This window comes from Kitasatospora arboriphila, from assembly GCF_039528095.1.
GTDB lineage: Bacteria > Actinomycetota > Actinomycetes > Streptomycetales > Streptomycetaceae > Kitasatospora > Kitasatospora arboriphila.
Genome location: NZ_BAAALD010000089.1, coordinates 1 through 24,928 on the forward strand (window position 1 = coordinate 1; position 24,928 = coordinate 24,928).

Genomic DNA, 24,928 nt, shown 5'->3' on the forward strand with positions numbered 1-24,928 from the left:
GTCCTCGCGGCCTGACCACTACAACGAGGGTGTCCGTCAAAGCGGAGCAAGCTCAGTGAACCACAGCAGCTCCAAGGCCGGGGCGCCCCGCGAGCCTGACTTGCCGCCCTACCAGGTAGTCCTGGCGGAGACTGATTGGGGCTCGCTCCAGACGGCTTTCGGGAACGGTGAGTGCCTTCCCGAAGTCCTGGCACGGTTGCTGGAGCCTGATCCCAAGGTGCAGGTCACCGCTTTGTCGGAACTGAGTGAGCTGGTCGGCCACCAGAACAGCATCTACGAAGCCACCGCCCCCGTCGCCATGTATGTCGCCGGCATCCTCGCCCACCCGGCGGCCATGACCCTCCGGCCGTATCGCAACGTCCCCGTCCGCGCGACATTGCTGAACTGGTTGGTTTCCACGGCCTACGACGCCTCCGACGAGATCGTCGACCGCACCGAGCAGTACTTCCCTGGCTTCCTCACTCACGACACCACGCTGGCGGCCTTCCGGGACCTGCGCCCGATGCTTTATCGAGCCGTCGCGCCCTTCCTGCAGGACAGTCACGAGGACGTGCGCGAAGCCGCCGGCCTCGCCGCACTCATCCTCGCCGAACACCCCGCGCTTGCCCAGTGCCGCGATCACCTCGCCGTGCACGCGCGCCGCATCCTGGACACCGGCAGCGACACCCCTAACCGGCGCGTTGCCCGGAAGGCCCTCGAAGCATGGGGCCACGACGTCACCGACATCGAACCTTTTCAGGAGGAGCCCTGGGACTGCGGGCCGCACAGCGATGGCCGCGGCGATCTCGAACCTCCCTTCTGACTGACGGGTGAACGGCCCATCGGCCCTAGGATGTGCGGCTACGTCTACCTCGGAACGGTCACCACAGCCGCGCTCATCATCTGGCTCCGCTCGTGATCGCCAGGACACTGCCCAAGGGCGCCCGGCCGCCACGGGACCGCTGACGCCGCGGACCCGGGAGCAGGTCCGGCGGCCGCAGCCGCACCGCGTCCTCGCCGGCGACGGCACCGCACTGCGCGAACGCCTGCTCGGGCTCCTGGCCGCCGCCCCCCGTCCACCCTCGCCCCGCAGGGCCAGCAGGTCCTCCACGGGTTCCTGGAACGGGCCGTCACCCGCCCTGAGCGGCCGCACGCCGGCCCCCGGCCTCCGGATGCCGAGGGCGGCGTGACCAGGGGCCGGGGGCCGGGGGCCGGGCGACGGGGGATCAGCCGCCCTGCTGCTGGAGGATCGAGGAGGCCTCGGCGACGTCCTCGACGACCTGGGAGATGAAGGCGTCGAGGTCGGCCACGGCGAGGTTGTTGACACCGACGAAGAACGTCCGGATCTCGCCGGAGGGGGTCACCAGGTAGCCCGCGACGGTCTCCGCACCCACGGCGGCCCGCCCGTTCAGGAGGTCGGGTCCGACGTCCGTCCCGGTCTTGGCGAAGACCTTGCCGACGCCCCCGCAGCCGGTGCAGAAGCCGTCCAGCGTGCCGTCCTCGCCGAGGACCGGCAGGGTGTCGCGGAACGCCTCGGCGTCCGGGGTGTGCAGCCAGTACCGGAGCACCTGGTTGACCGCCACGGGGGTGGCCCGGTCGACCGGGTCGCCGCCGCGGCCGTCCGCGAGCTCCACCTGCTCGCTGTCGACCCCCGCGGCCTCCAGGAACGCCCGGAGCACCGGGAACCCGGCATTGCAGTCGGTACTGCCCGCGGTCACCGCCATGAGGCAGATGTCGAGGTTGGCGCCGAGGTTGTGGCTGACCTTGAGCACCAGCCGGGCGTACTGGCTGAAGGGCGGCGACACGTAGGAGGCGACGTCGGAGCCGGGCGCGTACGCGGCGGGCAGGCCGTCCTCGTCGTTGGCGCCGACCGGGTCGGCGGTCACCGTCACGCCGGCCCGGGCAAGCGCCTCGATCAGGGCCGTCCGCCCGAAGGCGGCCGGGTCCACGACCGGGCTCACCCGCAGCACGGGCGCCGCGTCGGCGGCGATCGTGCCGGACAGCGTGATCCGCGTCCCGTCCTCGGACGCCGTCACCTCGATGTCCGTGGTGCCCCCGGCGGCCACCGTGGTGACCTGTGAGACGACCTCGTAGGGCGCGACCTGGGGGCGCCAGGAGAGTTCGGCCGGGCGGCCCGGAGCGGTCGGCGTGGTGAGCAGGTCGATCAGGTTGTCGTTGATGATCAGCGGGGTGGGGGTCGGATCGAGGGCCGGCGTCTCGAACAGCCGCGTGTCGACCACGACGTCGCCGTCCACCCGGCTGATGCCGGACTGCCGGATCTGCCGCGCGATGTCGTCGATTCCCGCGAGCGGGTCCTCGGGGGTGAGGGTCGCGCCGGGCAGGTCGTTGGCGTACGTGTGGTCGATGGAGGTGAAGTCCAGGGTGCCCTCGGGCGTGACCCGGCCGCCGAGCGCCAGGTCGCCCTGCGCCACCAGGACGAGGTCGCCGTGCAGGCCGGCGCCGTCGCGGGTGCCGACGGCGTGGACGGGAGTCGTGAAGCGGTGGTCGCCGCCGAGCGCGTGCCAGGTACCGGAGACGGTGAACAGCTTGGCCACCGAACCGGGGATGAAGAACTTGTCCGACTGGAGCTCGTGCAGCACCCCGCCCTGGGGGTCCTCCTCCAGGACGCCCCACTGGGCGTGCGCGTAGATCGGTTTGTCGAGGATCCGCCCGAGGATGTCCTGCGTGTCCCCTCCGGATCCGCCGCCCGGCGGCCCTCCGCCGGCGATCGTCAGCGCGGCCAGGGCCAGCATGCCGCCGGCGAGTCCGGTTCGTCCTATTCGTCGTACGTGGCGCTTGGTCGCCATTCAGCCCACCAGTTCTGGATGTCCGGTCCGGCGCCGTGGACACACCCGACACGGGCCGCGTCGGGGAGACGGCATCCGGCGCCGCGGTGATCGGCCGTCATCGAACCGACGGTCGCACGCCCGCTCGGCGGCGGGGCACCCGTGCGCGCCATCCGGGTGCCCGGGGTCGGCATCCGGGTGGCGCCCGTGACCGTGACCGGGAGATGCTCCGCAAGGGCCGGCCGACGCTCCGGACGGCCTCCGGGGAAGCGGCCGCGATCCAGACCGGGATCGCCCTGCACCGCCTCGCGTCCGAGCCCCCGCCGAGGAGGACGACCGGTCTCCACCGAGCCGGTCCACCGGACGACCGCGCTCCGGGAGCGCGGTCGGTCGGCCCGTGCGATCCTGCCGCGGGCCGCCCCGGCCGCGGCCGCACGGGCCGGTTCCACCGCGTTCGTCGCCGCCATCGCCGACGAGCCCCCCGACCGGCGCACGGCGCCGAGACCGGGGACGGGCGTCGCACACCACAGGACAAGGAGCACACCATGTCGACGAGCAGCACCCAGGACGTCTCACGCCGGGCGGGCGATCTGTCCCGCACCGGACGGGACTTCGTCGTCGAAGACGCCGGGCTGCGGCGACTCCGCTACCACTTGCTGCGCCTCACCCTGGCCGGCCTCACCCATCCGGAGGTCGACGACCTGACGGAGTACGCGGCGCTCGCCTTCGCGAACGCCGACATCACCGCGAAGGCCGACACGATCCGCCGCCGAGCCGACGCCAGCCGCCTCGCGGTCGCGATCGTCGACGTCGTCGAACGGACCGGTCCTCCGGACGTCCGTGGTCAGGTGATGCTCGGTGCGGTCCTCGGCGCCCACGCGGGGCTCGGCCCCGACCAGCCGGACGACCGCTCGACGGAGGCCGTCCTCGGCGCGATCGGCGGTGCCGTCGCCGCGGCCACCACGGGCCTCGTCACCGAGATGATCGACCAGGTCGGAATCACCGACTACCTCGCCGTCGAGACCTGACCCACCGGTGCCGTAGCCGGAACGGTTCAACGCCGTCCTCACGAGGGGGTCACCGCAAGAACCGCCCGCTGCTCCCGGCTCGGGCGGTCCGACCGATCGCCCCCCGTTGAACGGGGGGCCGCGTCCGGCCGCCACCGTCCCTCGCCGGCCGGAACCAGCGGGATGCCGGCGGCCCGCAGCCGGTGCGGGCGATCGCGGTGAAGCCCGCGGCGTCACCCAACAGGAACAGGAGCAGATCATCGCCGAAGGCCACGGCCGCACCCACTTCCAGGACGGCGGCCGCCGCGCCCGCGGCCTCGACGTCACGTGCACCGGCCTCGACCGGGCCGACTTCTCCGTCTGCCCATCGCCCGCTCGGTGCTGCCCGCCTCGGCAGCACCGAGCGGGCGGCGGGATTCTTCCTCGCTACCGACAAGTGCCCCGCGGGAGCCGCGCGGGTGGTCGGTCCCCCGTACCACGAGCGGTACCGTCAGTGCGCGGTCCGCCGACGAGATGGAGTGGCGTACATGCAGCCGATGACTCTGGCCCTGATCGCCGAGGTGGTCGACGGCCGGCTCGACCAGGTCCCGGACCCGGCCGCCGTTGTCGACGGGCCGCTGGTGGTCGACTCCCGCAGGATTGTCCCGGGCGCGCTGTTCGTGGCGTTCGCCGGTGAGCACGTGGACGGCCACGACTACGCCGCGGCGGCGGTGGCCGCCGGCGCGGCGGGCGTGCTCGGGTCGCGGCCGTGCGGCGCCCCTACGGTGCTGGTCGACGATGTCATGGAGGCCCTGGCGAAGCTCACCCGCTGGCAGTCCGCGCGGATGCCCGGTGTGACGCGGATCGGGGTGACCGGCTCGTCCGGGAAGACCAGTACGAAGGACCTGTTCGCGCAGACGCTTTCGAGGGCCGGGGCCACCAGCGCGACGGCCGGCTCGCAGAACAACGAGATCGGTGTCCCGCTGACGGTCGCCGCCTGCCCGCCGGACACGAAGTTCCTCATCCTGGAGATGGGTGCGCGAGGCGCCGGCCACCTGACCCACCTGACCGACATGGTGCCGCTGCACGTCGCCGTCGTCCTCAACGTCGGGGCCGCGCACGCCGGCGAGTTCGGCAGCAAGGAGGACACCGCGAAGGCCAAGGGCGAGCTGGTGGCCTCCCTCGCCGCCGACGGGCTCGCGGTCCTCAACGCGGACGACCCGCTGGTCGCCCCGATGGCCGCCCGCACGACGGCGCGGGTGCTGTTCTTCGGCCGCGCCGAGGCCGCGCAGATCCGCGCCACGGACGTCACCCTCGACCCGGACGGCCGCGCCCACTTCGTGCTGACCACCCCGGCCGGACAGGCACCCGTCGCGCTGCAGCTGCTCGGCGAGCATCACGTCTCCAACGCCCTCGCGGTCGCCGCCGTCGCCCACCACATCGGCATGGCACCCGCCGAGATCGCCGCCGCCCTCGGCGACGCCATCGCGGCGACCGGCTCCCGGATGCAGCGCCACGACCGCCCCGACGGCGTCACCGTCATCGACGACGCCTACAACGCCAACCCCGACTCCACGGCCGCCGCGCTGCGCGCCCTCGCGGCGATGCGCGGCGAGCGCCGCACCGTCGCCGTCCTCGGCGAGATGCGCGAACTCGGCGCCGCCGCGGCCGCCGAACACCGCGCGATCGGCGCCCTGGCCGCCGAGCTCGGCACAAGCGTGGTCGTCGCCATCGGCGACCAGGACGCCGCCGCCCTCGCGGCCGGCGCCGAGAACGGCGGCGCCGAGACCCACCTGGTGCCGGACCGCGCAGCCGCCACCAGCCTGCTGGAGAAGCTGCTGCGCCCCGGCGACCTGGTGATCGTGAAGGCGTCGCTCTCGGCAGGCCTGCAGGCCCTGGTGAAGGACCTGGTCGCGGCCTGACCAGCATGGGTGGCCGCTTCCGTGGGGTGTGCGCCCATGTCGAGGCTCGGCTCAGTCTCGCGCATCCCTCCCGTGCTTCGGCGTGGGGCCTCTGCCGGCGCGGCTGGGCGCAGCAGGTGGTGCAAGCAGCACCGGAACCGGCCGGTCTGCTGCGAGCGTGTTCGGACTGTTGCTGACGGGAAGTCTGAGTGGCGCCGCCGAGCAGCCCACAGTCGCCCCGGACGCAACCACGCCGGCCGCGGACCCGCACGCCCGGGACCTGGTGGCCGCGATGATGGACGCCGCAGCGAACCGCCCCTACGACGAAGTCGCCGATTTTCTGGGCCACTTGGACTCCGACCGTGCTCCCGCACTCGTCCCGGCCCTCCACAGGGCGGCCGCCGCACGCCCCGTCGGGGACCTGGCGCAGCTCCTCGCGCTGCTGCGCCCCCGCAACCGCGGTGCTGCTGAAGAGATCCTGCGCATCGCGGTCCTCACCCGGCAGGTCGGCGACGTCGCCGAGCCGGCCTCCCTCCTGGCAGCCGAATCCGGCAGCGGCATCCGCACGGCGCTGCCGGAGGCCGCGGCCCGTCGCCCGATTCCGGACATGGTCCAGCTGGCCCGACTCCTCTGCCCCGTCACGGGAGCCTTCGGGGCTGCGCCGGTGCTGCCGTCCTCGGATTCCGTCTCCGCCTCGTCCACCGGTGGTGCGGGGGAGCGGGACCGTGAGCCGGTGGTCACCGGAGCGGATGCCTTGGGCGTTGCGGGCGGCGCGGCCCGGCGGCCGGTCGGAGGGCGGACAAGCAGGGTGTGGCGCTGGCGGACGCGGCCGATCCCACGGGCGGAGCCCTCCACCTGACGCTCGTGATCCCCGGCCGGGACCGGAACCCGGCCTCGACGATCGCGTTCACCGTGGTGGCGGCGTTCGCATCCGGTCGGGCCCGGCCTTCCTCCTCGTGGAGGGGCCGGGCCTGTCGCATGTCAGCGGCCTCGCGGCGGTCGAGCACCGGGGGAGGTGGAGCGTTCGGCCTGTGCGGCTCTCGGTGTGCACCTCGCTTCCTGCGCCGAGCCCTGCGGCGTGGTGCGGAAACGCACCGGTGGGCCGGACGGTCGTTGGTCTGTCGGCGCGTGAGACGGCTCATGCCCCTCGCGCCGGCCGGCGAGAAAGCCCGGCCGGCGCGGATCCCTTTGCACGAGGAGTTCCGACCGTTGACCGATTTCCACCGGCCCGGCCTGCAGCCGCGGGAGGCCTTACGCGCCGACCTGACCGCCGACGCGCTCGGTTTCCTGCGACAGTACGGCCTGCACCCGGCCCCCGAGGCGTACCTCGCGCACGGTTACGTGGACCTGTGCCTCAAGGCGTGGCCGACCGCCGGAGGGCTCCCGCTGCGCCTGGCCGTGCGGTGGGCTCTGTGGACGTGGACCACCGACGACCTACTGGACGGAGGCCTCGGTGCCGATGCCCCGCCGGACGCGATCGAGCGACTCACCCACTCGCTGCGGCGCGTCGGCGCCGGGAGCGAGTGGCCCGCACCCTACGAGCACCCCGTCGTCCACGCGCTGGCGGAGCTGGTCCGGCAGACCCGAGCGGCCATGCCCGACCACTGGTGGCAGCGCTACCGCGAGCAGCTGGACACCTGGATCGTCGCGGCACGCGACAAGCTGATGCACTACCTGCGGCCGGGACGGACACCAACGCTGCGCGAGTACCTGCTGCTCCGGCCGGCCGACGGCGGGATGCTGCTGGCCGCCATGTGGTGCGAACTCGCCGGCCAGTGCATCACACCGCACTGGACCGACCCCGTGGTCCACGACCTCCTCGACGCCTTCTCGACCTGCGGGATCCTCACGAACGACCTCGCGGGCGGCACCGGCGAGGGCGAGACCTTCAACGCGGTGGCCGCCCGGATGGCCGACGACGGGCTCTCGCTGGAGCAGGCGCGCCGGGAGGTGAGCGAGCGGCTCGAGGCGGAGGAACGGCGCTTCCGGTGGCTGTACTCGGCCGTCAGGCGCGGCTTCCCCGCCGAGCCACTCCCCGAAGCCGGCACCGCCACCACCAACTACCCAGACCTGGTCCTGGACACCCGCCGCTTCGCCCTGCTCCTCGACCAGTTCCGCACGGCCCTCACCGCGTGGACGGGCACCAGCGCCCGCTACCCGGCACCCCGCCCCCGGCACCCGGCGCGCCGCGCACTTCGCAACGTCCTGGTTTCCCCCGCACGCCGCACGTGGAGGGCGGTGGGTCGGCGCTCTCGGCGGACACGGTTGAACGGTGACGCGGTGCTCTGAACTTTCGTCCCGCCTCCCATCGCCTCCGTGCCTCAGGCCGCGGACAGGGTGTCAGGGGAGCCGGAAGGTCTGGCCCGTGACGAGAAGGCAGGCCGAGACGGTTCTGTGCCCCGACTCGCCCACGACCTCGGTGACGAGCGCGACGGCATCACCCTGATCGCCGCCGGATCCCGGGCCATCCCGGCAATTGAACGCCCGCAAGCCAGTGCCGGAGCCTCGGGTGTCACCCTCGGGCGGGGCGGCCGGACATCGAGGACCGCGGGGGCGCCGTCGTTGCTCATCGGCAGGGTTCAGATGTGGAGTTCGGGTGGGAAGCCGGTCCAGCGGAGGTCGGGGGTGAGGTGGCCGGTGTCGTTGAAGAGGAGGAGGGCCGGGGGCCGGTCGGGGGTGTAGCGGATGACGGTCAGTGCGGCGTTGGCGTGGTTGATGCCCAGCCACTGCCATTCCGGGGCGGAGAGGGCGGCCCGGACGAGCCAGCCGGTGAGGAAGTTGTGGGTGACCACGAGTTCGTGGCGCGGTTCGTCGCCGGGGACGGGGCCGGTGAAGTCCGCGAGGGCTGCTGCCGCGAGCGCGGGGCCCTGCTCGCGTTCCTGAGCGGTGAACCGGTTCAGGAACCCGGTCCAGGTGTCGGCTGCCTCCGGCGGCAGTTCCTCACGTGCGGGGAGGTAGGGAAGGTAGTCGCCGGCGGCTGGGGAGAGGTGGCGGGGGATGTTGTCGAGCTGTTCGGCGATCAGCCGGGCGGTCTGTTCGGCGCGGGCGAGGGGCCCGTGGTGGATCGCGGCCAGCGGTACCCCGCGCAGCCGTTGCCCGAGGAGGGCGGCCTGGCGGCGGCCTGCGTCCGTCAGGCGGCTCTCGTCGGGGGAGGCCTCGCCGTGGCGGGTGAGGTAGAGGTAACGGGCGGCCGTACCGCTCATGGGCGCATCCTCCAGCGGAGTCGATCTTGCGGATGCACGGACAGACGCCGACCCGTACCGGCCGGTTCCGCGAACGGTGGGCCGCTTCGCGTCGTCGGCGAGCCGCTGGCCGGACCGGGTCGGCCGGTGCCGGATGTTTGAGGACGGTGTCGCTCTCGGTGGGCCCGGTCCGGCATCGGCAGGAGCGTCTTGCGGGTGCCGGGCCGCCATGGTGGCGCCCTCGGCCGAGACACAGATCGGGGCACCACCCCGGCAACTCGGCTCCGGGACTCGTGCCGACACCCTGCTGCAGCCTCACTCGTGTTGGTCCGTACGGCCGGCTCGCAGGGATTACAGGCGGACGATGACGAGGGCGGTGTCGTCGGTGACGCCGTCGGTGGGCAGCAGGTCGGCGAGGACGGCGTCGGCGATGGTGCGGAGTCCGCCTCCGCCATGTGCTGCCACCTCCGCCCTGTCGGTGCCGTCCGGCCAGACGGGAGCCTCGGGGAGGCGTATCCGGGCAGGTCGGCGCGGTGACCCGCCGAGCAGCCACGCAGCGCATCGGCAGTCCGGTCGTCGACGGACACGTCCGCGGCGTCGGCGGCGCCGGGCACCTGGGCTGCCTGGCTGAGGCGGCGGTGCGCCGTGACCAGGGTTCCGTGTCGCCGTTCGGGGCGTAGCGTCGAGAGTAGGTCGGCTGGCGGCGCACTGTCCCCCGGACCGGCCCTCCGGCCTCCCCGTCAAGCAGGAGTTCGGGGAGCGAAGGAGAGCAGTTCCTCCCGGTCCTTGCTGACCACGCCGTAGGTGGCCTCCGGAACCTCGACCCAGGCGCCGGGCAGGTCCCCGATCGGTTCGGAAACCACCAGGCGCGCATCGTCGGCCGCCTCACGCAGGACGGCCCGATCGGGATACATCCTCCTGAGCTGTGGGACGCTCCGGTTGAAGTACAGCGATCGGGTCCGGCCCGCGCTCGAATACCGGAACGCCCACAGTGAATCGCCGTCGCTGGTCGCGATCGTTCCCTGGAAGGGGAACTGGTGTCCGTGTTCGCGGCCGCGCGCCTCGACGAACCCGATCATGCGCGCGACAGCGCCCGGAGGGTCGTCCTCGAGCCCGTAGGTGAGTGCCAGGTAGAACATCAGCTCGGTGTCGGTCGTGCCCTTGATGTTCAGCCAGAGCGCGGGGTCGATCTCGAAGGCGAGTTCTCGCTTGATGTCGCCGAGCCCGTCGATGAAGCCGTTGTGCATCCACAGCCACCGCTGGTACCGGAACGGGTGACAGTTGGTCTGCTGCACGGACGACCCGATGGCGGCGCGGATGTGCGCGAAGAACAGCGGTGAGGTGGTGTGCGCCGAGACCTCGCGCAGGTTGGTGTCGTTCCACGCCGGCTCGGTGCTGTGGAACACCCCTGGCGCGTCGGTCCCGTCGTACCAGCCGATCCCGAAGCCGTCTCCGTTGGTCGTCTCGGCTCCGAGCTTGGAATGCAGACTCTGATCGATGAGGGAGTGGACCGGGGTGTAGAGCACATCCGTCAGCCGGACAGGAGACCCCCAGTAGGCGAGCCATCGGCACATGGTCGACCTCCTTGCGGACGTAGCGACCCGGTATGTCCCTTCGGTGGAAGAACACCGGCGGGCGCCGGTCGCTGCTGAAATTATCGATCAGTCCCGGGGGCGGTGCAGGGCGAGAGCTCGCCTGGCGAACCACAAGCAAGGGACGCTCTCAAACGATCTGCCCGACTGTTCGCCGCCCGCAGCACTGCACCGAGCCGTATCGACACGTCCATGGCGGTGACAGGCTGAGATGCCCGTTCACACGCCGACACGGAACCGGAGACGCGCCTCGGCAGCCGCCGCTCACCCGGCCTCCGCCGCGGTTGGCCGGCCGCCCGGCCGGCTTCCGGGCCCGGTCCGAACACCCGATGCCTGATCCCCACCACCGTCACCTGCCTGACCGTCCTGCGGGCCCACCTCCTCATCCCCGAGCGTCGGCACCATTTCCTCGCCCGGCGCGAATGCACCGCACCCCACCTCGTCGCCGTCTGCCACCGACCCCCCGGCCCTCGCCGCAACCGACCGGAGCGCCGTCCGCGGCACGGCGCCGCCGGGCCGGGCAGGCCCTAATCGCTCGGTGGGGTGAGGATGTTGTCCCGGCCCCAGGCGGAGAGCGGCACCAGCGCATCGTTGAGCGAGAGGCCACGCGCCGTCAACGAGTACTCCACCCGGGGCGGAACCTCGTCGTACACCTCGCGGTGCACGATGCCGTCCGCCTCCAACTCCCGCAGGTGGGAGGCGAGCACCTTCTCCGTCACCCCCGCCACCAGCCTGCGGAGCTCGCCGAAGCGTCGGGGCCGCTCACTCAACGCCCAGATGACCATCACCTTCCACTTGCCTCCGATCACCTCGACCTGCTGTTTCATGTGCCAAGGGCGAGGTTGTGGGCGACGGCCTGCACCGCGTGGTGCAGGCCGTCGCCCTTCTGTCGGCAGTCGCGGAGGATCTTGTAGTTCTTCATACGGGCGAAGGTGTGCTCGACGCAGGAACGCACGCGCCGGTGCTCGGAGTTGTCCTCCTTCTGGGCCCGCAGGAGGGGCCGGCCGGCGCGTTTGCGGTGCAGGACGGCCAGGCCGCTGTTGAGGTAGGCGCCGTCGGCAAGGGTGGTGGTGCCGACGCAGACGGCGGGGAGGCTTCATGGTCGAGCCGCCGGCCTTCGCGGACCGCTCTGCGTAGCGCGCGTACACGTGGCCGTCGCCCGGCTCGGCTGTGTCCCACCATCGCGGGTTCGTCGCCGTCGCCCTGCCGGATCATGATCTCGGCGGTGACCCACTCGGCGGCCCTCCACCCGACATCCGTGAACGGATCCATGAGCGCCAGCGCCCGTTCGAACTCGCCGGGGCACACAGCTCTCGAGCCGCCGCCTCGGCGCAGTTCCAGTCCCCGCGTTCCTGCGCCGCCTGGATCGGCAGCTCCAACTGCCCGAGGTCGAGGAGGGTCGCGGTCGACCACAACGTGTACACCGGCCAGAACCGAACCCGGAGATGCAACGGTCGGCGTAACGAGCGCCCGGGCAGCCGCGAGCGTCGACCGGCTCGACTCGGCGAGGGCGTCGGCGGAACAGGCGCGGGCTGGGCGTTGCCAGCTTCCGGCGGAGCGCCGACAGATTCGGCGCTCCTGCCCGATCTTTGACGACACGTCAGCGATCCCGTCCGGCCGGATCGTCCGGGTTGGGGCCGGTGGACGTGGCGCGCGCCGCTGCGCGCCGGTTCCAGCCGTGGAAGGGCGAGTGGTCGCCCCTGTCCCACTTCTCGCGCAGGCCCGGGGTGCTCAGGTCCCAGTCGGGGCGGATCTCGCGGGAGACCTCGCGCAGGTCGCGCCAGAGGTCGGCCACCGACGGACGGCCCCAGAACCAGTAGCCGTTGTAGACGCTGTGCACGACCAGGCCCGGCTTGAGGACCAGCGTGTGCGGGATCATCGGGTCGTGGTCGGGGTCGGTGTACTCGGCGATGTCCAGGTCCTGCTGCACGATGCGCCCGGGGTCGGCGAGGAACGGCCACTGGGCGCCGACCGACGCACGGAACTCCTGGAGTTCGTGGTGTTCGTCGGTCGCGATGGTGACGACCTGGGTGTAGGCCACGGCGATCTTCGGGTAGAAGGCCGCGAGTTCGAGATGCTGCTGGTGCTCCTTCGGGCAGTAGTGGCCGCGGGCCAGGGTGAGGATCAGCGGGTCGTCGCCCTGCAGCCTGCTGAGCCTGCGCGGCACATCGGCGTGGTCGGGCAGTTCGTAGTCGGGAAAGGTCCCGCCGGGCCTGATGTCGGAGCGCATGCTGAAGCCCTTTCGCCTGCCGGCTGGCTGCTCACCAAGGGAGCGGCTGCCGCCCGCCGTCGATGTCGTGGGTCGCCCCCGGTCGGGCCGGTGTCGGTCGGGCCGGTGTCGGTCGGCCGGTGCTGGTCATCGCGCCGTCGGCTGCGCCGCGGAGGGGTCGCCGCCCCGGGCGATCCCGGCGCGCAGCGACTTCAACGCGGCCAGGTAGATCTCCGAGAACGTCGGGAACGGCTGGATCGTGTCGCTCAGCACGTTGAGCGGGACCCGCGCGCGGATCGCCAGGGTGGCCTGCTGCAGCCACTCGCCGGCCTCCGGTCCGAGGGCGCAGGCGCCCGTCAGCGTCTCGCCGTCGCTGAACAGCGTGAGGAAGCCGTTGCTGGTGGCGTACTCACGTGTGTAGGTGGCGGTCTTCGCCACGTCCGACAGCGGGACGGTGGCGCTGAACCGGCCGTCGGCGGAGCCGACCGCGGCGGCCTGCGGATCGGTGTAGACCACCCGTGGGACGGCGCTGTAGTCGGCGGGCCGGGGCTTGCCGAGGATGTTCGCCGCGACGATACGCCCCTGGTACTTGCCGACGTGGGTGAGCGGCCACAGGCCGGTGACGTCGCCGATCGCCCACAGCCGTTCGGCGACCCGCAGGTTCGGGTCGACCGGGACGCCGCGGGCGTCGGGTTCGATGCCCACCTGCTCCAGGCCGATGCCGTGCACCCGCGGCCGGCGGCCGGTGGCGACCAGGATCCGCTCGCCACGCAGTTCGCGGCCGTCGTCGAGGTCGACGACGAACTCCTCGTCCTCCCGTCGGGCGGCGCTCACGCCCGCCGACAGGACCACCTCGATGCCGTCGCGGCGCAGCACCTCGCCGAGCGCGTCGCCCAGCCCGGGGTGCTCGCGGGCGAGCACACGTTCCTCCCGTTCGACGAGGACCACCCCGCCGCCCAGGCGGCGTACGGCCTGGGCCATCTCCACCCCGACCGGGCCGCCGCCCAGGACGACCAGGCGTCGCGGCACCTCCTTCATCCCCGTGACCTCGCGGCTGGTCCACACGCCGTCGAGCTCACGCAGCCCGGGGATCGGCGGAATCGCGGCGTCGGCGCCGTTGGCGAGGACCACGTGGTCGGCGGTGTAGCGGACCCCGTCGACCTCGACCGCGCCGGTGCCGGCCAGCCGTCCGGTGCCGCGCAGCAGCGTGATGCCGTTGTTCGCCAGCCAGCGCTCCTGGCCGGCGTCGGAGTAGTCCGAGACCATGAAGTCCCGCCAGGCCAAGGCCTGTTCGACCGAGACCTGGGCGCCCGCCGCGGCCTCGCGCGCCTGCTGCACCGCCTCACCGGGCCGCAACAGCGTCTTCGACGGGATGCACGCGTAGTAGGAGCACTCACCGCCGACCAGTTCGCGTTCCACCACGGCGACCCGCAGCCCGCCGTCGGCCAGCGCCCCGGCGCAGTGCTCGCCGGGGGAGCCGCCGCCGAGCACGATCACATCGAAGTGCCCGCTCACGTCGGCAGTTCCTCGCCGGCCCGCTCCCGCACCATGTAGAGCGCGTACCAGTCCGGCCAGTTCGGGTCCTCCTGGCCGGTGCGTGCCTCGTGCCTGCCGTGTGCCTCGGCCGCCCGGCGCAGGGCCGCCGCGAGGTCCTCCGCGGATTCGTAGGTCGTTCCCATGGGATTCTCCTTGTCAGTGACCGGTTGTCAGTGACCGGTTGTCAGTGACCGGTTGTCAGCGGCTGGTTTCCGGCGGCCCGTTGTCAGCGGCCGGGAAGGCGCTTCTTGATCTCCTGGAGCAGCCAGCCGTTGCCGTCCGGGTCGCTGAACGACACGAAGGAGCCGTAGTCCGCGTGCCCGGGTGCCGGACCGTCTGCGCGGCCCTCCGTTCCGGCGTGGTGGAAGATGCCCGTGACGTCGTGGAACACCTCGCTCACGGTCACCCCGCGCTCGACGAGGTCCGCGCGCGCCGCGTCGATGTCGTGGACCGTGAGCTGCAGACCCTGCGTCGAGCCGGGCGGCGCCGTGGTCACGCCCTGGCCGAAGACGATCGAGCACAGGGAGCCGGGCGGGGTGAACTGCACCACCCGGTAGCCCTCGTCGACGGTCAGATCGGCATCCAGCCGCCAGCCCAGCGCCTGGTAGAACTGTTTGGCGAGGTCGGGGTCGGAGACCGGCACCACGACGACCTCGAGCCGCATCTCCCCGATTTCCACCGGCGGCGTTCCGGCCACAAGGTTCTCGCTCGCTTCCACACTGCCCATGTCCGCCTCCGGCGGTTCGGTGGCCCGACTGCGGGCGACGAGGTCGTCTGCCCGGATTCAGAGCTGCCCAGCCCCGGCGGGAGCTGCCGCAGCGGTCGCGCCGCGTCGCTCACTCGGGTGGGCCGAGAGCGTGCCCCTGGCCATGCAAGCCTCCCGGATCGCGGCCTGCAAGTCGGACTGGTGTTGCCCCGCTGCGCCTCCGGCTCGGTGAGGCTGCCGGTCGCCGCCTGCGGGTTCCCGCCTGAGCCTGTTCGGCCTTGTCGGACCCGGGCGTTCAGGCCCGGTGCGGTGTTCGGGGTACTGGAGTGGTGGCCGGCGGCGACGGTCACTCGGGGGTCGGGACAGCCCTGCGAGGAGGAGTGCGACAACAAGCTTCAACCAGTGCAGCGGTTCGCTGTCTCGCCTGGTCGGCGCCGTCAGTCGGGGACGCGGTGGAGCGGCAGACGGGCATCGCGTTCCCCGCCGCGATCAGCGAAGCGGTCCTCAACGCCATTACTCGGTCTGCCGACGTGGCCGTCCACGAACCCGTCGTCCGGCCCACGGCCCTGGGACGGCGGGCTCGGGCACACGCCGTGGCAGGAGGACGGCCGGGAATTCGCGTGGTCCATCCTCGTCGGACCGCGCGCTACGAGCGGTGACTCGTCCCGTCGACGAAGGTGTAGAGCTCGATGATTACGCCGTCCTTGCCGTGGGCGATGTCCATTCCGGTCACGAGGTGCGGCCGGCCGGCGGGGCCGTGGTGGAAGGCGAGCCGGCCGAGGTCGTCGTTGACGGAGACGGGGCCGTCGGGCCGCATGACCCAGTCCGGGGACTGCGCGAACAGGTCTGCGGCACGCCAGGCGAGCGTCTCGCGGCCTCGGTTCACGCGGTCGGGTTCGTGCCGTACGGCGTCCTCGGCGTAGGTCAGCGCGATGGCCGCGTTGCGGCGCTCGGCGTCCGGTCCATTGAAGACGGCGAGACGGTTGCGGCGCATCAGGTCCGCGATGGTGGTGTCCACTGGCAGCCCTTCGGGGTTGGCCCGCGTGGTCTGCGGGCCGAGTCGGGGCGAGCGGACGCCGAACGACCTGTGGGGATGGGTGGTGACGCTGTTGCCACCACCGCCTGAGCGGCGCCACTCCGGCCCGGGCGACTGCGCGGTTCTGGCCGAGCTGCCCTCCCCGGCGTCATGTACGCGCTGCGGACCGGTGTCGCCTGTGGCCGGCCAGTCCTTGCTGCCCAGCATTGCCTCCGCAGCCGGCCACGTCGCCGTCATGATCTGTGTCGCGCTGAGCACCTGCTCCGAGAGGGTCCACAGACATCGGGCGTGTTCCGGATCGAGGGCGTAGCGGGCGACGCCGTACGGGGTGCCGGTACGGGGTGGTGTCCAGCCATGGGAGTTTCCCGTCGGGCCCGACGTGTTGAGACCGAGACGCCATTCGTGGCCCGCTCATGAGGCGACGGGCGTGGGCGTGCGCAGCGGGGTGAGCGCGGTGCTCCAGGTGATGACCTGGTCGAGCATCGTGTTCAGGGCGGGAAGGTTGTAGTCGCCTGGTTTGAAGACGCTGTAGTTCTCGAACTCGGTGATCATCGACAGTGTCACCTGCTGGCGTACGGCGGCCATCTGGAGTTCGGCGGCGACGAGGCGCAGCTGCTCGACGGCTCGGACGCCGCCGACTCCGCCGTAGGACACGAAGCCGACGGCCTTGTTGTTCCATTCGGCGTAGAGGAAGTCGAGTGCGTTCTTGAGCACGGCGGGGATGCCGTGGTTGTACTCGGGTGTCACGATGACGAACCCGTCGTACGACGCGATCTTGGCCGCCCATTGCCTGGTGTGCTGGTGCTGGTACCGGCCGAGCGACGGTGGCAGCGGCTCGTCCATGTGCGGCAGTGGGTGGTCGCGCAGGTCGATGAGTTCGAAGTCGGCGTCGTCGCGGCGCGAGGCGATGTGGAGCACCCATTTCGCCACCTGTTCGCCATTGCGGTTGGGGCGGGTGCTGCCGAGGATGATGCCGATCTTGAGCATGACGTTCCTCGCCTTCTTGCCTTCGGCGCGCAGAAACGAACTTGCGCTGCCGGACAGATCGTCTTGTGCTCAGATGATCTGTTCAACCGCGGGAAGCTGGGTATCATTCCCGTATGAGCACCGGGACACCGTCCACGCAGGCGGCCGACGCGGCCGACCTCACCGGCGACTTCGGCTTCTCACTCCTTGTGCTGGCGCGTGCCTACCAGAGTGCTGTCGCTTTGGTCCTGGATGACGTCCCTCAGGGCGCGCGTGGCTATCAGGTGCTCTCCGCCGTGGTCCGGGGTGACCATCCGAGCCAGCTGGCCCTGGCCACGTATCTGGGGATCGATCGTACGGTCATGACGTACCTGGTCGACGACCTCGTCGCGGCGGGTCTGGTCGAGCGTCGGCTCAACCCCGGCGATCGGCGTCAGCGCCGGATCGTCGCCACCGCCCGGGGCGTGGACGCGCTCCAGAGTCTGCGGAAGCGGGTGCGGGAGGCTGAGGACAGGCTCCTCGGGGCGCTCGACGACAGCGAGTGCCAGGCCTTCCGCGGCCATCTCGCGCGCGTTGCCTGCGATGTCCGGGACGTCGATCCGGTCTCCGAAGCCTGCGAGGCGGCCACCGGCCTCTGTGACTAACTTGCCCTGACGACGCTGGATATGGCCACCGTCTGTGCGTCCGGACCGTTGTGGCCGTCATGGAACTGCAGCGGACGAGCGTGGTCGGCTCGGCTCGGCTCAGCGCCACGCCAGGCAGTGCTTTGCTCAGGGCCGGAGGCTAGCCGATCCGCTCAGCCCAGTCGGCCGGCACCCGTCCGGCTGGGCCCGGGACGGGCTGGTCCGCCGGGTGGCTGTCGGGCGGGGCCAGCTGAGGACCGGATTCGTGGAGCTGCGAGGTGTTGTAGTTCCAGAACCAGGTCTCGCCTGGTTCGAAGCTGCGGATCACCGGGTGCCCGGTGGCCTTGGCATGCGCGGTGGCGTGTTTGGCGGGCGAGTCGTCGCAGCAGCCGATGTGGCCGCAACGCGCGCAGCGGCGCAGGTGAAGCCACCAGCCGCCGGCGGCGTCGCATTCGACGCAGCCTGGACCACTCGGCGGCACGGTTGGGTCGATCGGGTTCTCGGTGGTCATGGCAACTCCTGCGGGGTGGCGGGCTCTGCGGGGTCGATCGGGAGGCAGACCTTGAAGCAGGTGTCGCCCGGGCCGACTCGAGTCGCAGGTCGCCGCCATGCCGGTTGACGATGATGCGCCAGGCGATGTCCAGGCCGGGACCGGTACTTTCGCCGGCAGGTTTGGTGCTGGAGAACGGGCCGAAGACCCGACTCTGTCCGTAGGAGGGCACACGGGGCCGGAGCACCCCTTCCAGTCTGATCGCTGGCACGCGGTACGGCCCGCCGTCGCGGCACTTACGGGGCAGAGCGGACTCCGCTCAAGCAATACCGCGGGCCGCACGCGTTCCGCCAAACGATGACCACGTTCATCTTTTTGCGTGCGCGGCACCGCTCACATCACGCGCGGCCCGTGGTGTGACCGGGCGAGGAACCACGCGCGGCGAGCGGCAGCCGGCACGCCGCTGGCTGGCGCTATCCGGGCCCGTCGGGGTGGGGGTGGGGGTGAGGGTGGGGGATTGTGCAAGCGACCACGCGCCCGCGGGGGAGGGCCGAGACGGCATGCGCGGTGCTCGGGCGCAGGTCGGCGACCACTGTAGCCCCGCTCGTCGAGTTGGCGACCGTGAGGAGCAAGAGTGTGGCCAAGGGGACGCCCACCGGGCCGAAGTAGGTGCCGGGCAGCGGCAGAAGCTGGGCTGTTGCCGACCGAGGGCCACGGGAGCCTGGGGCTTGCCCGCGGCCCAACCACCCGGTCGATCAGCCCTGACGGGCCTTGAACCGCGGGTCCCGCCTGTTCAGGACGTAGGTCCGTCCGCGTCGGCGGACGACCTGGGCCCCGGGCTTGGCTTTCAGCGTTCGAAGTGAGTTGCGCACCTTCATCTGCTCGTCCTTTCGCTTTCACTCCGCCGTCTCTGGCGTCGCGAGCGCGTCAACTCGGTTCCGCCGGTCGTTGTTCCCGCTGCGGATGGAGTTCGTGGGCGGCGGCTTGGCTCGTTGGTGTCGCCCCCCGCGCACGCAAGGCGCTGCAGCGTCACATGGTGAGCTCCCTACGCCCGCGGGGCCGTGCCCGGCGCTCCGGCTGGCTGCGGTTGTCCGGTCGCCGACGGGGACGGAACGTAGCGGGCGGTGTCCGCAAGCGGCTGCGGGACAAGCCGAGATCACGCCCGTCATTGATGAGGGAAGTCGAGCACCCGCCGGTGGGCGAGGCCGCCTGAGCTGTCCAGCGGGCCTGCGCGGAGAGACGATGAAGGGCACCGGGACGGAAGGCGAGGTCGAGCGACGGGACCGGATCGGATGAGGCCGCCAGTACCGGTGGCGGGCGGAAGGAAGGCCGGGAATGAGCGCCTCCGATGTGGGCCGGCCCCTGGTCGGCACGGTGCGGGCCGCCGCGTCCGAGCCCGGTGGCCTGCTGGACCTGCTGGGTGTGGCCGCAGCGGTGTTGGACGCGGACGGGCGGGTCGTCCTGTGGAGTCCGCAGGCTCAGGATCTCTTCGGCTGGAGCGCCGAGGAGGCGCTTGGCCGGTACGCGGCCGAGCTACTGGTCGCCGAAGAGAACCGGGGTGTGATCCTCGGGCTGTTCGCCGAGGTGATGAGTGGCGGCGGGCGCTGGGCGGGGGTGTTCCCGGTGCGGCACAAGGACGGCAGCACCCTGCTGGTGGAGTTCCGCAACATGCGGTTGCAGGACGAGCGCGGCCGCCTCTATGCCTTGGGGATCGCCACCGACGAGGCCACGCTACGCAGGGTCGAGCGCGATCTGGCCCTGTCGGCGCGGCTGGTGGCCCAGTCCCCGATCGGGCTGGCGGTGCTGGACACCGACCTGAGGTACGTCCTGGTCAACCCGACACTGGAGCGCATCAACGGCCTGCCGGCCGAGCAGCACCTCGGTCGCGAAGTCCGCGACGCGCTGCCGTTCCTCGACGCCGGGGTCGTGGAGTCCGCGATGCGCCAGGTACTGGCGAACGGGAAGCCGCTGGTGGATCAGTTCATGGTTGGCCGCACGCGTGCCGATCCGGACAGCGACCACGCCTGGCGAGCGTCGTACTTCCGGCTGGAGGACTCAGCCGGGCGGGTGATCGGCCTGGCCGTCTCGGTGGTGGACGTCACCGAGCAGCACCGCGCGGCCGCCGAGGCTGCCCGCGCCCGACGGAGACTGGCACTGGTCGCCCAGGCGTCCATGAGGATCGGCACCACCCTCGACCTCGGCCGGACCGCCCAGGAACTGGCCGACTTCGTCATCCCCGATCTCGCCGACGTCGCCGCGGTCGACGTTCTCGACTCGGTCCTGAGCGGGCGCCCGCCCACGCACGGGCCGGTCGCGGGGCCGGTGACCCTGCGGGCCCTGGCCGTGGCGGCGGCCTACCCCTCCGACGCCTTGCGCGCCGCCGACCCGGTCGGAGAGATCGCCAAGTACGACGCCGACCGCCTGGTCACCCGGTGCGTGACCACCGGCCGTCCAGTGCTCGTGGCCCACGTGACGGGCGAGGACCTGCCTGGCATCGCCCGAGACGGCGAGGCAGCGGCCGTGCTGGCTGGAGCAGGCCTGCGCTCCTACCTGGCGGTGCCGCTGATCGCCCGCGGCGAGGTGGTCGGCGCCCTGGACCTCAAGCGCGTGCGCGATCCGCTGCCGTTCGGCGAGGACGACGTCGTGCTGGCCGAGGAGCTTGCCGCCCGCGCCGCCGTGTGCATCGACAACGCCCGCTGGTACCAGAGCCAACGCAACACGGCCCTGACCCTGCAGCGCCACCTGCTGCCGCACGTGCCCACGCGGCCCGTCGGTCTCCAGGTCGCCTTCCGGTACCAGCCCGCGGGACGCGCCGCGCTGGCCGGCGGTGACTGGTTCGACGCCATCACGCTGGCCGGCGACAAAACCGCTTTGGTCGTCGGCGACGTGATGGGCCATGACATCAACGCCGCCGCCAGGATGGGCCAGCTTCGCACCGCCACCCGCACCCTGGCCGATCTCGACCTCGGCCCCGCTCAGGTGCTGCATCACCTCGACCGTGTCACCGCCGAACTCGACGAGACCACCGCCACCTGCGTCTATGCCGTCTACGACCCGCACGGCAGGCGGTGCCGCATCGCGCTGGCAGGCCATCCGCCCCCCGTACTGGACCGCCCCGGTCGGGCCCCGGTGCTGCTGGAGCTGCCCCCGGGCGCGCCGCTGGGAGTCGGAGGCGTCCCGTTCGAGTCCGCCTGCGTGGAGCTGGCTCCCGGAGACCGGCTGCTCCTGTACACCGATGGCCTGGTGGAGACCCGTGACCAGGCCATCGACACGCGCCTTGATGCCCTCATGAGCCTGCTCCGCGGGCCCAGGCTGTCGCTGGAAGCAACCTGCGACCGTCTGCTGACCGCCCTGCGGCGGGCAGACGACGATGATGACGATGACGACGTGGCCGTGCTCATCGCCGAGGTCCACTCGGTGCCGGGTCCGGTCGGACACGCGGCGTGAGGGATGCGAACGGGTGGCGATCGCCTCGATCGCATACCCGCCGTCACGTCGCGGATGCAGCACCGCCCGACAGCGCTGACGGTCGCCTGGATCGGCTCCTCGGGTGTTCGACCCAGTGGACAGGTCTTGCCCTTCGTAAGTTTCAGCGACGTACGCGGCAACGGCCCGGACAACCCTGCTAACGCGCGAGCCGCATCGTGGAGATCGAGGTCTGCCGCTCCGGGGCGTTCGGTGTGATTCGGCGTGTGAGCGCGGGGACCGCGCCGGGTACGGGAGCCGGGCGCCACTGTGGGAGAGCATGCCGTCATGGACAGTGAATCGCCTGTACGCACCCGCCGCGCCTTGCACGCGGTCGCGGAGCTGGTCCTCGCCGGACTGCAGTTCCGAACCAGTGGCACGATCAGACTGCGCGCCTCCCTCGGAGGCTTCGCCACCCGGGCCGAGCCGAACGTGCAGGTCGTCGGCGCGGATCTGGTGGCGCCCCAGGGCTTCGGCGTTGTCGAGGGATGTCCGATTCGTGAGCATGTGGCCTCAAGAGGGTGAGAGGCGTTCACCGATGCGGATGTCCGGCCCGAGCTCCAGCCCTTACGACAGCTTCAAGCTGTCGACCAGTTGTACCCGGGGGTCCCACCCCGCCGGTCGTTCGCTCACCGATCCGCGCCAGGGACAGCCGGCCTCGATCCATCCGGCTCGCGCGGTCATGATCCCCGCATTCGAGGCGTCCTCGTAGCCGAACTCGATGAAGCAGCAGCCGCAGATCGCGAACGACGGCGTCAGTCCGTCGGAACCCCAGGGATCGAAGCCCTGATCGAGCCCGCACACAGGGCAATGGGCTCCTGGCCTCGGTGTTCTCGTCACAGGCCGATGCTACTTTCGCGCAGCTGAACCCCGTCGCCGATGCCTGCCCGGGTGAGGCAGGCACGGTTTCCAAGATCATGGAGTTCTCGACGCCCCGTGACCTGCCTGGAAGACCGTGCCTGCCGACGCATCATCGCCGATCCCACCTGCCCTTGACCAGTTCCGCGAGCATCTGCAGCTCCCCCCCCCCGAGGAGGTACCCGGGCTGCTGGAGCGCCTGACAGAGGTGCCCGACCCCCGCGACCCACGCGGAGTGCGCCATACCCTGGTCGCCGTCCTCGCGCTGACCGCTTGCGCGGTGCTGGCCGGCGCGACGTCGCTGCTGGCGATCGGCGAGTGGATCGCCGACGCCCGGCCGCATGTGCTGGAACAAGTCGGCGTGCGCGTCGATCCCCTGGCCCCGCATCGGTGCCTGCCGGCGGAAACGACCGTGCGGCGCCTGCTGACCCGGATCGACGGCGACGCGCTGGATCGGTCGGTGGCCCGCTGGCTCGCCGACCGCCGCCCCGAGCGGACCGGTGCCGCCGGACTGCGTGCTCTGGCCGTGGGATGGCAAGAGCCTGCGTGGCGCCGCGAAGGCCAGCGGCCGCAGGATCCACCTGCTCGCCGCCCTGGAGCACACCACCGGCCTGGTCCTGGCCCAACTGGACGTGCAGGAGAAGACCAACGAGATCACCTGCTTCCAGCCGCTGCTGGACATGGTCGCCGACCTCGCCGGCACGGTCGTCACCAGCGACGCGATGCACACCCAGCGCGAGCACGCCGACTACCTCCTGGGACACGGCGCCCACTACATCGTGATCGTCAAGGGCGACCAGAAGAAGCTCCGCAAGCAGCTCAAGTCCCTTCCCTGGAAAGCTCTCCCCTTGCAGGGGCGCACCCGCGAGGCCGGGCACGGACGGGGCGAGATCCGCCGCATCAAGGCGGCCACCATGAGCAACCTGCTGTTCCCGCACGCGCGCCAAGCCATCCAGCTCAAACGCCGCCAGGTGAACCGCAAGACCGTCAAGATCACCATCAAGGCGATCTATGCGGTCACAGGCCTGCCCTCCGGACAAGCCACCCCCGCACAGCTCGCCGCCCTGATCCGCGGCCACTGGTCCATCGAGGCGCTGCACCACATCCGTGACGTGACCTTCGCCGAGGACGCTTCCCAGCTCCGCGGCAGCGGCGCCATCAGAAGGGTCATGTCGTCGGTGGCGAGGTCGTCCAGCATGGCGCGTAGTTCGTTCGGGACGGGCAGGTGGGTCAGCACCTCCACCCGAGGGCGGCGCTCACGCGGACCTCGGCCGGCCGTGCCGGGTCCGCCCAGCAGTCCCGCGCCCACACCACCGTTGGCTCGTGTCGGTGTGCCCCGCCGAGCTGGGCGATCGCCAGCACCAGGGCGGCGCGTACGGCCGGGTCATCTTCGGTGTTCAGGCGGGAGTGGAGGGCGGTGCGGATGTCCTGTGCGCGGTCGAGGGCGGCCGCCAGCACGTAGGCGGCGGCGATCCGCACCGCGGGGTCGGGGTCGTCGAGCAGGGGCAGGAGGAGGCCGGTGTCCGTGGTGATCGCCTCGCGGGAGGCCTGCACGGACCAGTTCTGCGGGTGACCGGTGACCTCGACAGACCACTCGTCGTCGTCACGGAACCGCAGCATGTCCTCTCGCGTGCACACCCCCTGGTGCCGCATGCGCGCTGCCTCGGCCACCACACCCAGGGCCTCGACGCGGTGGCTCGAGCCCGGGCCGGTGCCGATCCGGATCAGGAACGGCACCGGCCGGCGCCACCGCGGCCCTCATGTCATTGGCACACAGACCCATGAGCACACCCAGGGCACGGCCGCCGGCGTTGACACCCCCCGAGCGCAGCGAAAGCGCGTCCTTCTCGCGGGCTGAACGCGGTCTCACCGCTGACTACTTGAGAAGCCGGAAGGCCGGTTGGGTAGCCCATGCACGCAGGAATTCCGCCGTGCCGAACACGGTCGGCAACGCGCCGTCCGTCATCGCGAGCACACCCGGAAGTCCGTCCACGACTGCAACCTGGTCATCCAGTAGCTCAGCGTTGGCAACGCCGCCGACCACGTCCATGATGGCAGCCGCCAGCAGGGCCGTGGCGAGGTGATCGATCGGCCTGTTACACCCGGCGATGACGTCCACCGCGTGTGTCGGGCTGAAGCCGATGAGGGGTTCCAGATCGGGGCCGTCCGCATGCTCGGCCTCGAAGATCTCCTCGTCCCCGATCCCGGGACCCATGACATGGACCAGAAACGGCCGGCGCCCGTCTACTTCACCCGGGTCCGTGGTACCAAGTCGGTCGGCGAACACGTTGAGGTCGTAGCCGCCGGGGCGCTTCTCCTCGAACCAGGCTGACGAGCCCTCCAGGAAGCCCCGAAGCCGCTCAACGACTGCGGCCGGAACCGCCTCGGCCAACTCAATCACCAACACTGGACCACCCATGGCGGGAGCCTAACCAGCCGAGCGGCATGCCCCCAATGCGTTACTCAAAGTGACCGAGCCACACAAAGCGTGCCAAGGCCGCGCCTCGATGATCTGGATCAAGGACCTCACCAAGACCACCCCTTGATCACGACCAATACGTTCCCTGGACCCTATGGGTCGTTAGACTACTTATCTCGCTCGCTTGAGTATCC

Annotated in this window: 23 protein-coding genes and 3 pseudogenes; 10 read left to right on the plus strand and 16 right to left on the minus strand. The window is 71.5% G+C overall.

Going from position 1 to position 24,928, the window contains the following annotated elements:
• Positions 1–802, plus strand: an 802-nt coding sequence (locus ABD353_RS31515) for a hypothetical protein (protein WP_344627100.1), incomplete at its 5' end; no start/stop codon positions are given.
• A 403-nt stretch (positions 803–1,205) separates the two neighbouring features.
• Here ABD353_RS31515 and dacB read toward each other — a convergent pair.
• Positions 1,206–2,786 carry a D-alanyl-D-alanine carboxypeptidase/D-alanyl-D-alanine endopeptidase gene (gene dacB / locus ABD353_RS31520; RefSeq protein ID WP_344627101.1) on the minus strand — a complete coding sequence of 527 codons (1,581 nt, stop codon included), beginning with the start codon at positions 2,784–2,786 and terminating at the stop codon, positions 1,206–1,208.
• Positions 2,787–3,310: 524 nt separating this feature from the next.
• Here dacB and ABD353_RS31525 point away from each other — a divergent pair.
• The 4 genes from ABD353_RS31525 (at position 3,311) to ABD353_RS31540 (ending at position 7,941) form a co-directional block, all read left to right on the plus strand.
• A complete protein-coding gene (locus tag ABD353_RS31525; protein WP_344627102.1) occupies positions 3,311–3,793 on the plus strand; it encodes a hypothetical protein in 483 nt (160 codons plus the stop codon).
• Positions 3,794–4,299: 506 nt separating this feature from the next.
• A complete protein-coding gene (locus tag ABD353_RS31530; RefSeq protein WP_344627103.1) occupies positions 4,300–5,673 on the plus strand; it encodes a UDP-N-acetylmuramoyl-tripeptide--D-alanyl-D-alanine ligase in 1,374 nt (457 codons plus the stop codon).
• A gap of 157 nt (positions 5,674–5,830) precedes the next feature.
• The gene (locus ABD353_RS31535) at positions 5,831–6,511 is read left to right on the plus strand and encodes a hypothetical protein (protein ID WP_344627104.1); all 681 of its coding nucleotides are present in this window, start codon (positions 5,831–5,833) and stop codon (positions 6,509–6,511) included.
• A 350-nt stretch (positions 6,512–6,861) separates the two neighbouring features.
• Positions 6,862–7,941 (plus strand): terpene synthase family protein, encoded by a 1,080-nt coding sequence (locus tag ABD353_RS31540; RefSeq protein ID WP_344627105.1) that lies wholly within the window; start codon positions 6,862–6,864, stop codon positions 7,939–7,941.
• 290 nt (positions 7,942–8,231) lie between these two features.
• Here ABD353_RS31540 and ABD353_RS31545 read toward each other — a convergent pair whose 3' ends face one another.
• The 10 genes and pseudogenes from ABD353_RS31545 to ABD353_RS31590 form a co-directional block, all read right to left on the minus strand.
• Complete coding sequence (locus tag ABD353_RS31545) at positions 8,232–8,855, minus strand: histidine phosphatase family protein (RefSeq protein ID WP_344627106.1); 624 nt, start codon at positions 8,853–8,855, stop codon at positions 8,232–8,234.
• A gap of 719 nt (positions 8,856–9,574) precedes the next feature.
• A complete protein-coding gene (locus tag ABD353_RS31550) occupies positions 9,575–10,408 on the minus strand; it encodes a class II glutamine amidotransferase (protein ID WP_344627107.1) in 834 nt (277 codons plus the stop codon).
• Positions 10,409–10,953: 545 nt separating this feature from the next.
• Positions 10,954–11,253 (minus strand): winged helix-turn-helix transcriptional regulator, encoded by a 300-nt coding sequence (locus tag ABD353_RS31555; protein ID WP_344627108.1) that lies wholly within the window; start codon positions 11,251–11,253, stop codon positions 10,954–10,956.
• Positions 11,250–11,507, minus strand: a pseudogene (locus ABD353_RS31560) (transposase family protein); the annotation flags it as partial. The gene ABD353_RS31555 and the pseudogene ABD353_RS31560, both read right to left, overlap by 4 nt.
• Positions 11,508–12,026: 519 nt before the next feature.
• Positions 12,027–12,656, minus strand: coding sequence for a redoxin domain-containing protein (locus tag ABD353_RS31565; RefSeq protein ID WP_344627109.1), 630 nt, complete (start codon positions 12,654–12,656; stop codon positions 12,027–12,029).
• A gap of 126 nt (positions 12,657–12,782) precedes the next feature.
• Positions 12,783–14,150, minus strand: coding sequence for a dihydrolipoyl dehydrogenase family protein (locus tag ABD353_RS31570; protein ID WP_344627110.1), 1,368 nt, complete (start codon positions 14,148–14,150; stop codon positions 12,783–12,785).
• On the minus strand, positions 14,147–14,314 hold the full coding sequence (locus ABD353_RS31575; protein WP_179419853.1) for a hypothetical protein: 168 nt from the start codon (positions 14,312–14,314) through the stop codon (positions 14,147–14,149). The genes ABD353_RS31570 and ABD353_RS31575 overlap by 4 nt, the downstream gene beginning before the upstream one ends.
• Before the next feature lie 83 nt (positions 14,315–14,397).
• Positions 14,398–14,898 carry a VOC family protein gene (locus ABD353_RS31580; protein ID WP_344627111.1) on the minus strand — a complete coding sequence of 167 codons (501 nt, stop codon included), beginning with the start codon at positions 14,896–14,898 and terminating at the stop codon, positions 14,398–14,400.
• A 625-nt stretch (positions 14,899–15,523) separates the two neighbouring features.
• Positions 15,524–15,895: a nuclear transport factor 2 family protein gene (locus tag ABD353_RS31585; protein ID WP_344627112.1), complete on the minus strand. Its 372-nt coding sequence runs from the start codon at positions 15,893–15,895 to the stop codon at positions 15,524–15,526.
• A 429-nt stretch (positions 15,896–16,324) separates the two neighbouring features.
• Positions 16,325–16,900, minus strand: a complete 576-nt coding sequence (locus ABD353_RS31590; RefSeq protein ID WP_344627113.1) for an NADPH-dependent FMN reductase — start codon at positions 16,898–16,900, stop codon at positions 16,325–16,327.
• A gap of 113 nt (positions 16,901–17,013) precedes the next feature.
• Here ABD353_RS31590 and ABD353_RS31595 point away from each other — a divergent pair, with 113 nt between their 5' ends.
• Positions 17,014–17,523, plus strand: a complete 510-nt coding sequence (locus ABD353_RS31595) for a MarR family winged helix-turn-helix transcriptional regulator (protein WP_344627114.1) — start codon at positions 17,014–17,016, stop codon at positions 17,521–17,523.
• A gap of 139 nt (positions 17,524–17,662) precedes the next feature.
• On the opposite strand, the gene ABD353_RS31600 is transcribed toward ABD353_RS31595, so the two are convergent.
• On the minus strand, positions 17,663–18,013 hold the full coding sequence (locus ABD353_RS31600; protein WP_344627115.1) for a UBP-type zinc finger domain-containing protein: 351 nt from the start codon (positions 18,011–18,013) through the stop codon (positions 17,663–17,665).
• 734 nt (positions 18,014–18,747) lie between these two features.
• Positions 18,748–18,870: a type B 50S ribosomal protein L36 gene (gene ykgO / locus ABD353_RS31605; RefSeq protein WP_344627116.1), complete on the minus strand. Its 123-nt coding sequence runs from the start codon at positions 18,868–18,870 to the stop codon at positions 18,748–18,750.
• A 457-nt stretch (positions 18,871–19,327) separates the two neighbouring features.
• On the opposite strand from ykgO, the gene ABD353_RS31610 reads away from it, so the two are divergent.
• Together ABD353_RS31610 and ABD353_RS31615 are read left to right on the plus strand one after the other, a co-directional pair.
• Positions 19,328–21,439, plus strand: coding sequence for a SpoIIE family protein phosphatase (locus tag ABD353_RS31610; protein WP_344627117.1), 2,112 nt, complete (start codon positions 19,328–19,330; stop codon positions 21,437–21,439).
• Between the two features lie 306 nt (positions 21,440–21,745).
• Positions 21,746–21,982, plus strand: a complete 237-nt coding sequence (locus tag ABD353_RS31615; protein WP_344627118.1) for a hypothetical protein — start codon at positions 21,746–21,748, stop codon at positions 21,980–21,982.
• A 42-nt stretch (positions 21,983–22,024) separates the two neighbouring features.
• Here the strand turns inward: ABD353_RS31615 and ABD353_RS31620 are convergent, their stop codons facing one another.
• On the minus strand, positions 22,025–22,261 hold the full coding sequence (locus tag ABD353_RS31620) for a hypothetical protein (protein WP_344627119.1): 237 nt from the start codon (positions 22,259–22,261) through the stop codon (positions 22,025–22,027).
• A 289-nt stretch (positions 22,262–22,550) separates the two neighbouring features.
• Between ABD353_RS31620 and ABD353_RS31625 the strand changes: the two are divergent.
• Together ABD353_RS31625 and ABD353_RS31630 are read left to right on the plus strand one after the other, a co-directional pair.
• Positions 22,551–22,730 (plus strand): annotated as a pseudogene (locus ABD353_RS31625) (transposase family protein); the annotation flags it as partial.
• A gap of 100 nt (positions 22,731–22,830) precedes the next feature.
• A pseudogene (locus tag ABD353_RS31630) lies at positions 22,831–23,424 on the plus strand (ISAs1 family transposase); the annotation flags it as partial.
• Positions 23,425–23,545: 121 nt separating this feature from the next.
• Here ABD353_RS31630 and ABD353_RS31635 read toward each other — a convergent pair.
• Together ABD353_RS31635 and ABD353_RS31640 are read right to left on the minus strand one after the other, a co-directional pair.
• The gene (locus tag ABD353_RS31635; RefSeq protein ID WP_344627120.1) at positions 23,546–23,935 is read right to left on the minus strand and encodes a HEAT repeat domain-containing protein; all 390 of its coding nucleotides are present in this window, start codon (positions 23,933–23,935) and stop codon (positions 23,546–23,548) included.
• A gap of 256 nt (positions 23,936–24,191) precedes the next feature.
• Positions 24,192–24,734 (minus strand): DUF6368 family protein, encoded by a 543-nt coding sequence (locus ABD353_RS31640; RefSeq protein ID WP_344627121.1) that lies wholly within the window; start codon positions 24,732–24,734, stop codon positions 24,192–24,194.
• Positions 24,735–24,928: the final 194 nt, after the last annotated feature.

Bases quoted from the DNA above. Each gene is read 5' to 3' on its own strand.
- ABD353_RS31565 (WP_344627109.1), bottom strand. From the start codon at position 12,656: ATGCGCTCCGACATCAGGCCCGGCGGGACCTTTCCCGACTACGAACTG.
- ABD353_RS31590 (WP_344627113.1), bottom strand. From the start codon at position 16,900: ATGCTCAAGATCGGCATCATCCTCGGCAGCACCCGCCCCAACCGCAAT.
- ABD353_RS31525 (WP_344627102.1), top strand. From the start codon at position 3,311: ATGTCGACGAGCAGCACCCAGGACGTCTCACGCCGGGCGGGCGATCTG.
- ykgO (WP_344627116.1), bottom strand. From the start codon at position 18,870: ATGAAGGTGCGCAACTCACTTCGAACGCTGAAAGCCAAGCCCGGGGCC.
- ABD353_RS31555 (WP_344627108.1), bottom strand. From the start codon at position 11,253: ATGAAACAGCAGGTCGAGGTGATCGGAGGCAAGTGGAAGGTGATGGTC.
- ABD353_RS31580 (WP_344627111.1), bottom strand. From the start codon at position 14,898: ATGGGCAGTGTGGAAGCGAGCGAGAACCTTGTGGCCGGAACGCCGCCG.
- ABD353_RS31610 (WP_344627117.1), top strand. From the start codon at position 19,328: ATGAGCGCCTCCGATGTGGGCCGGCCCCTGGTCGGCACGGTGCGGGCC.
- ABD353_RS31530 (WP_344627103.1), top strand. From the start codon at position 4,300: ATGCAGCCGATGACTCTGGCCCTGATCGCCGAGGTGGTCGACGGCCGG.
- ABD353_RS31640 (WP_344627121.1), bottom strand. From the start codon at position 24,734: ATGGGTGGTCCAGTGTTGGTGATTGAGTTGGCCGAGGCGGTTCCGGCC.
- ABD353_RS31575 (WP_179419853.1), bottom strand. From the start codon at position 14,314: ATGGGAACGACCTACGAATCCGCGGAGGACCTCGCGGCGGCCCTGCGC.
- ABD353_RS31615 (WP_344627118.1), top strand. From the start codon at position 21,746: ATGGACAGTGAATCGCCTGTACGCACCCGCCGCGCCTTGCACGCGGTC.
- ABD353_RS31545 (WP_344627106.1), bottom strand. From the start codon at position 8,855: ATGAGCGGTACGGCCGCCCGTTACCTCTACCTCACCCGCCACGGCGAG.
- ABD353_RS31550 (WP_344627107.1), bottom strand. From the start codon at position 10,408: ATGTGCCGATGGCTCGCCTACTGGGGGTCTCCTGTCCGGCTGACGGAT.
- ABD353_RS31600 (WP_344627115.1), bottom strand. From the start codon at position 18,013: ATGACCACCGAGAACCCGATCGACCCAACCGTGCCGCCGAGTGGTCCA.
- ABD353_RS31635 (WP_344627120.1), bottom strand. From the start codon at position 23,935: ATGCTGCGGTTCCGTGACGACGACGAGTGGTCTGTCGAGGTCACCGGT.
- dacB (WP_344627101.1), bottom strand. From the start codon at position 2,786: ATGGCGACCAAGCGCCACGTACGACGAATAGGACGAACCGGACTCGCC.
- ABD353_RS31595 (WP_344627114.1), top strand. From the start codon at position 17,014: ATGAGCACCGGGACACCGTCCACGCAGGCGGCCGACGCGGCCGACCTC.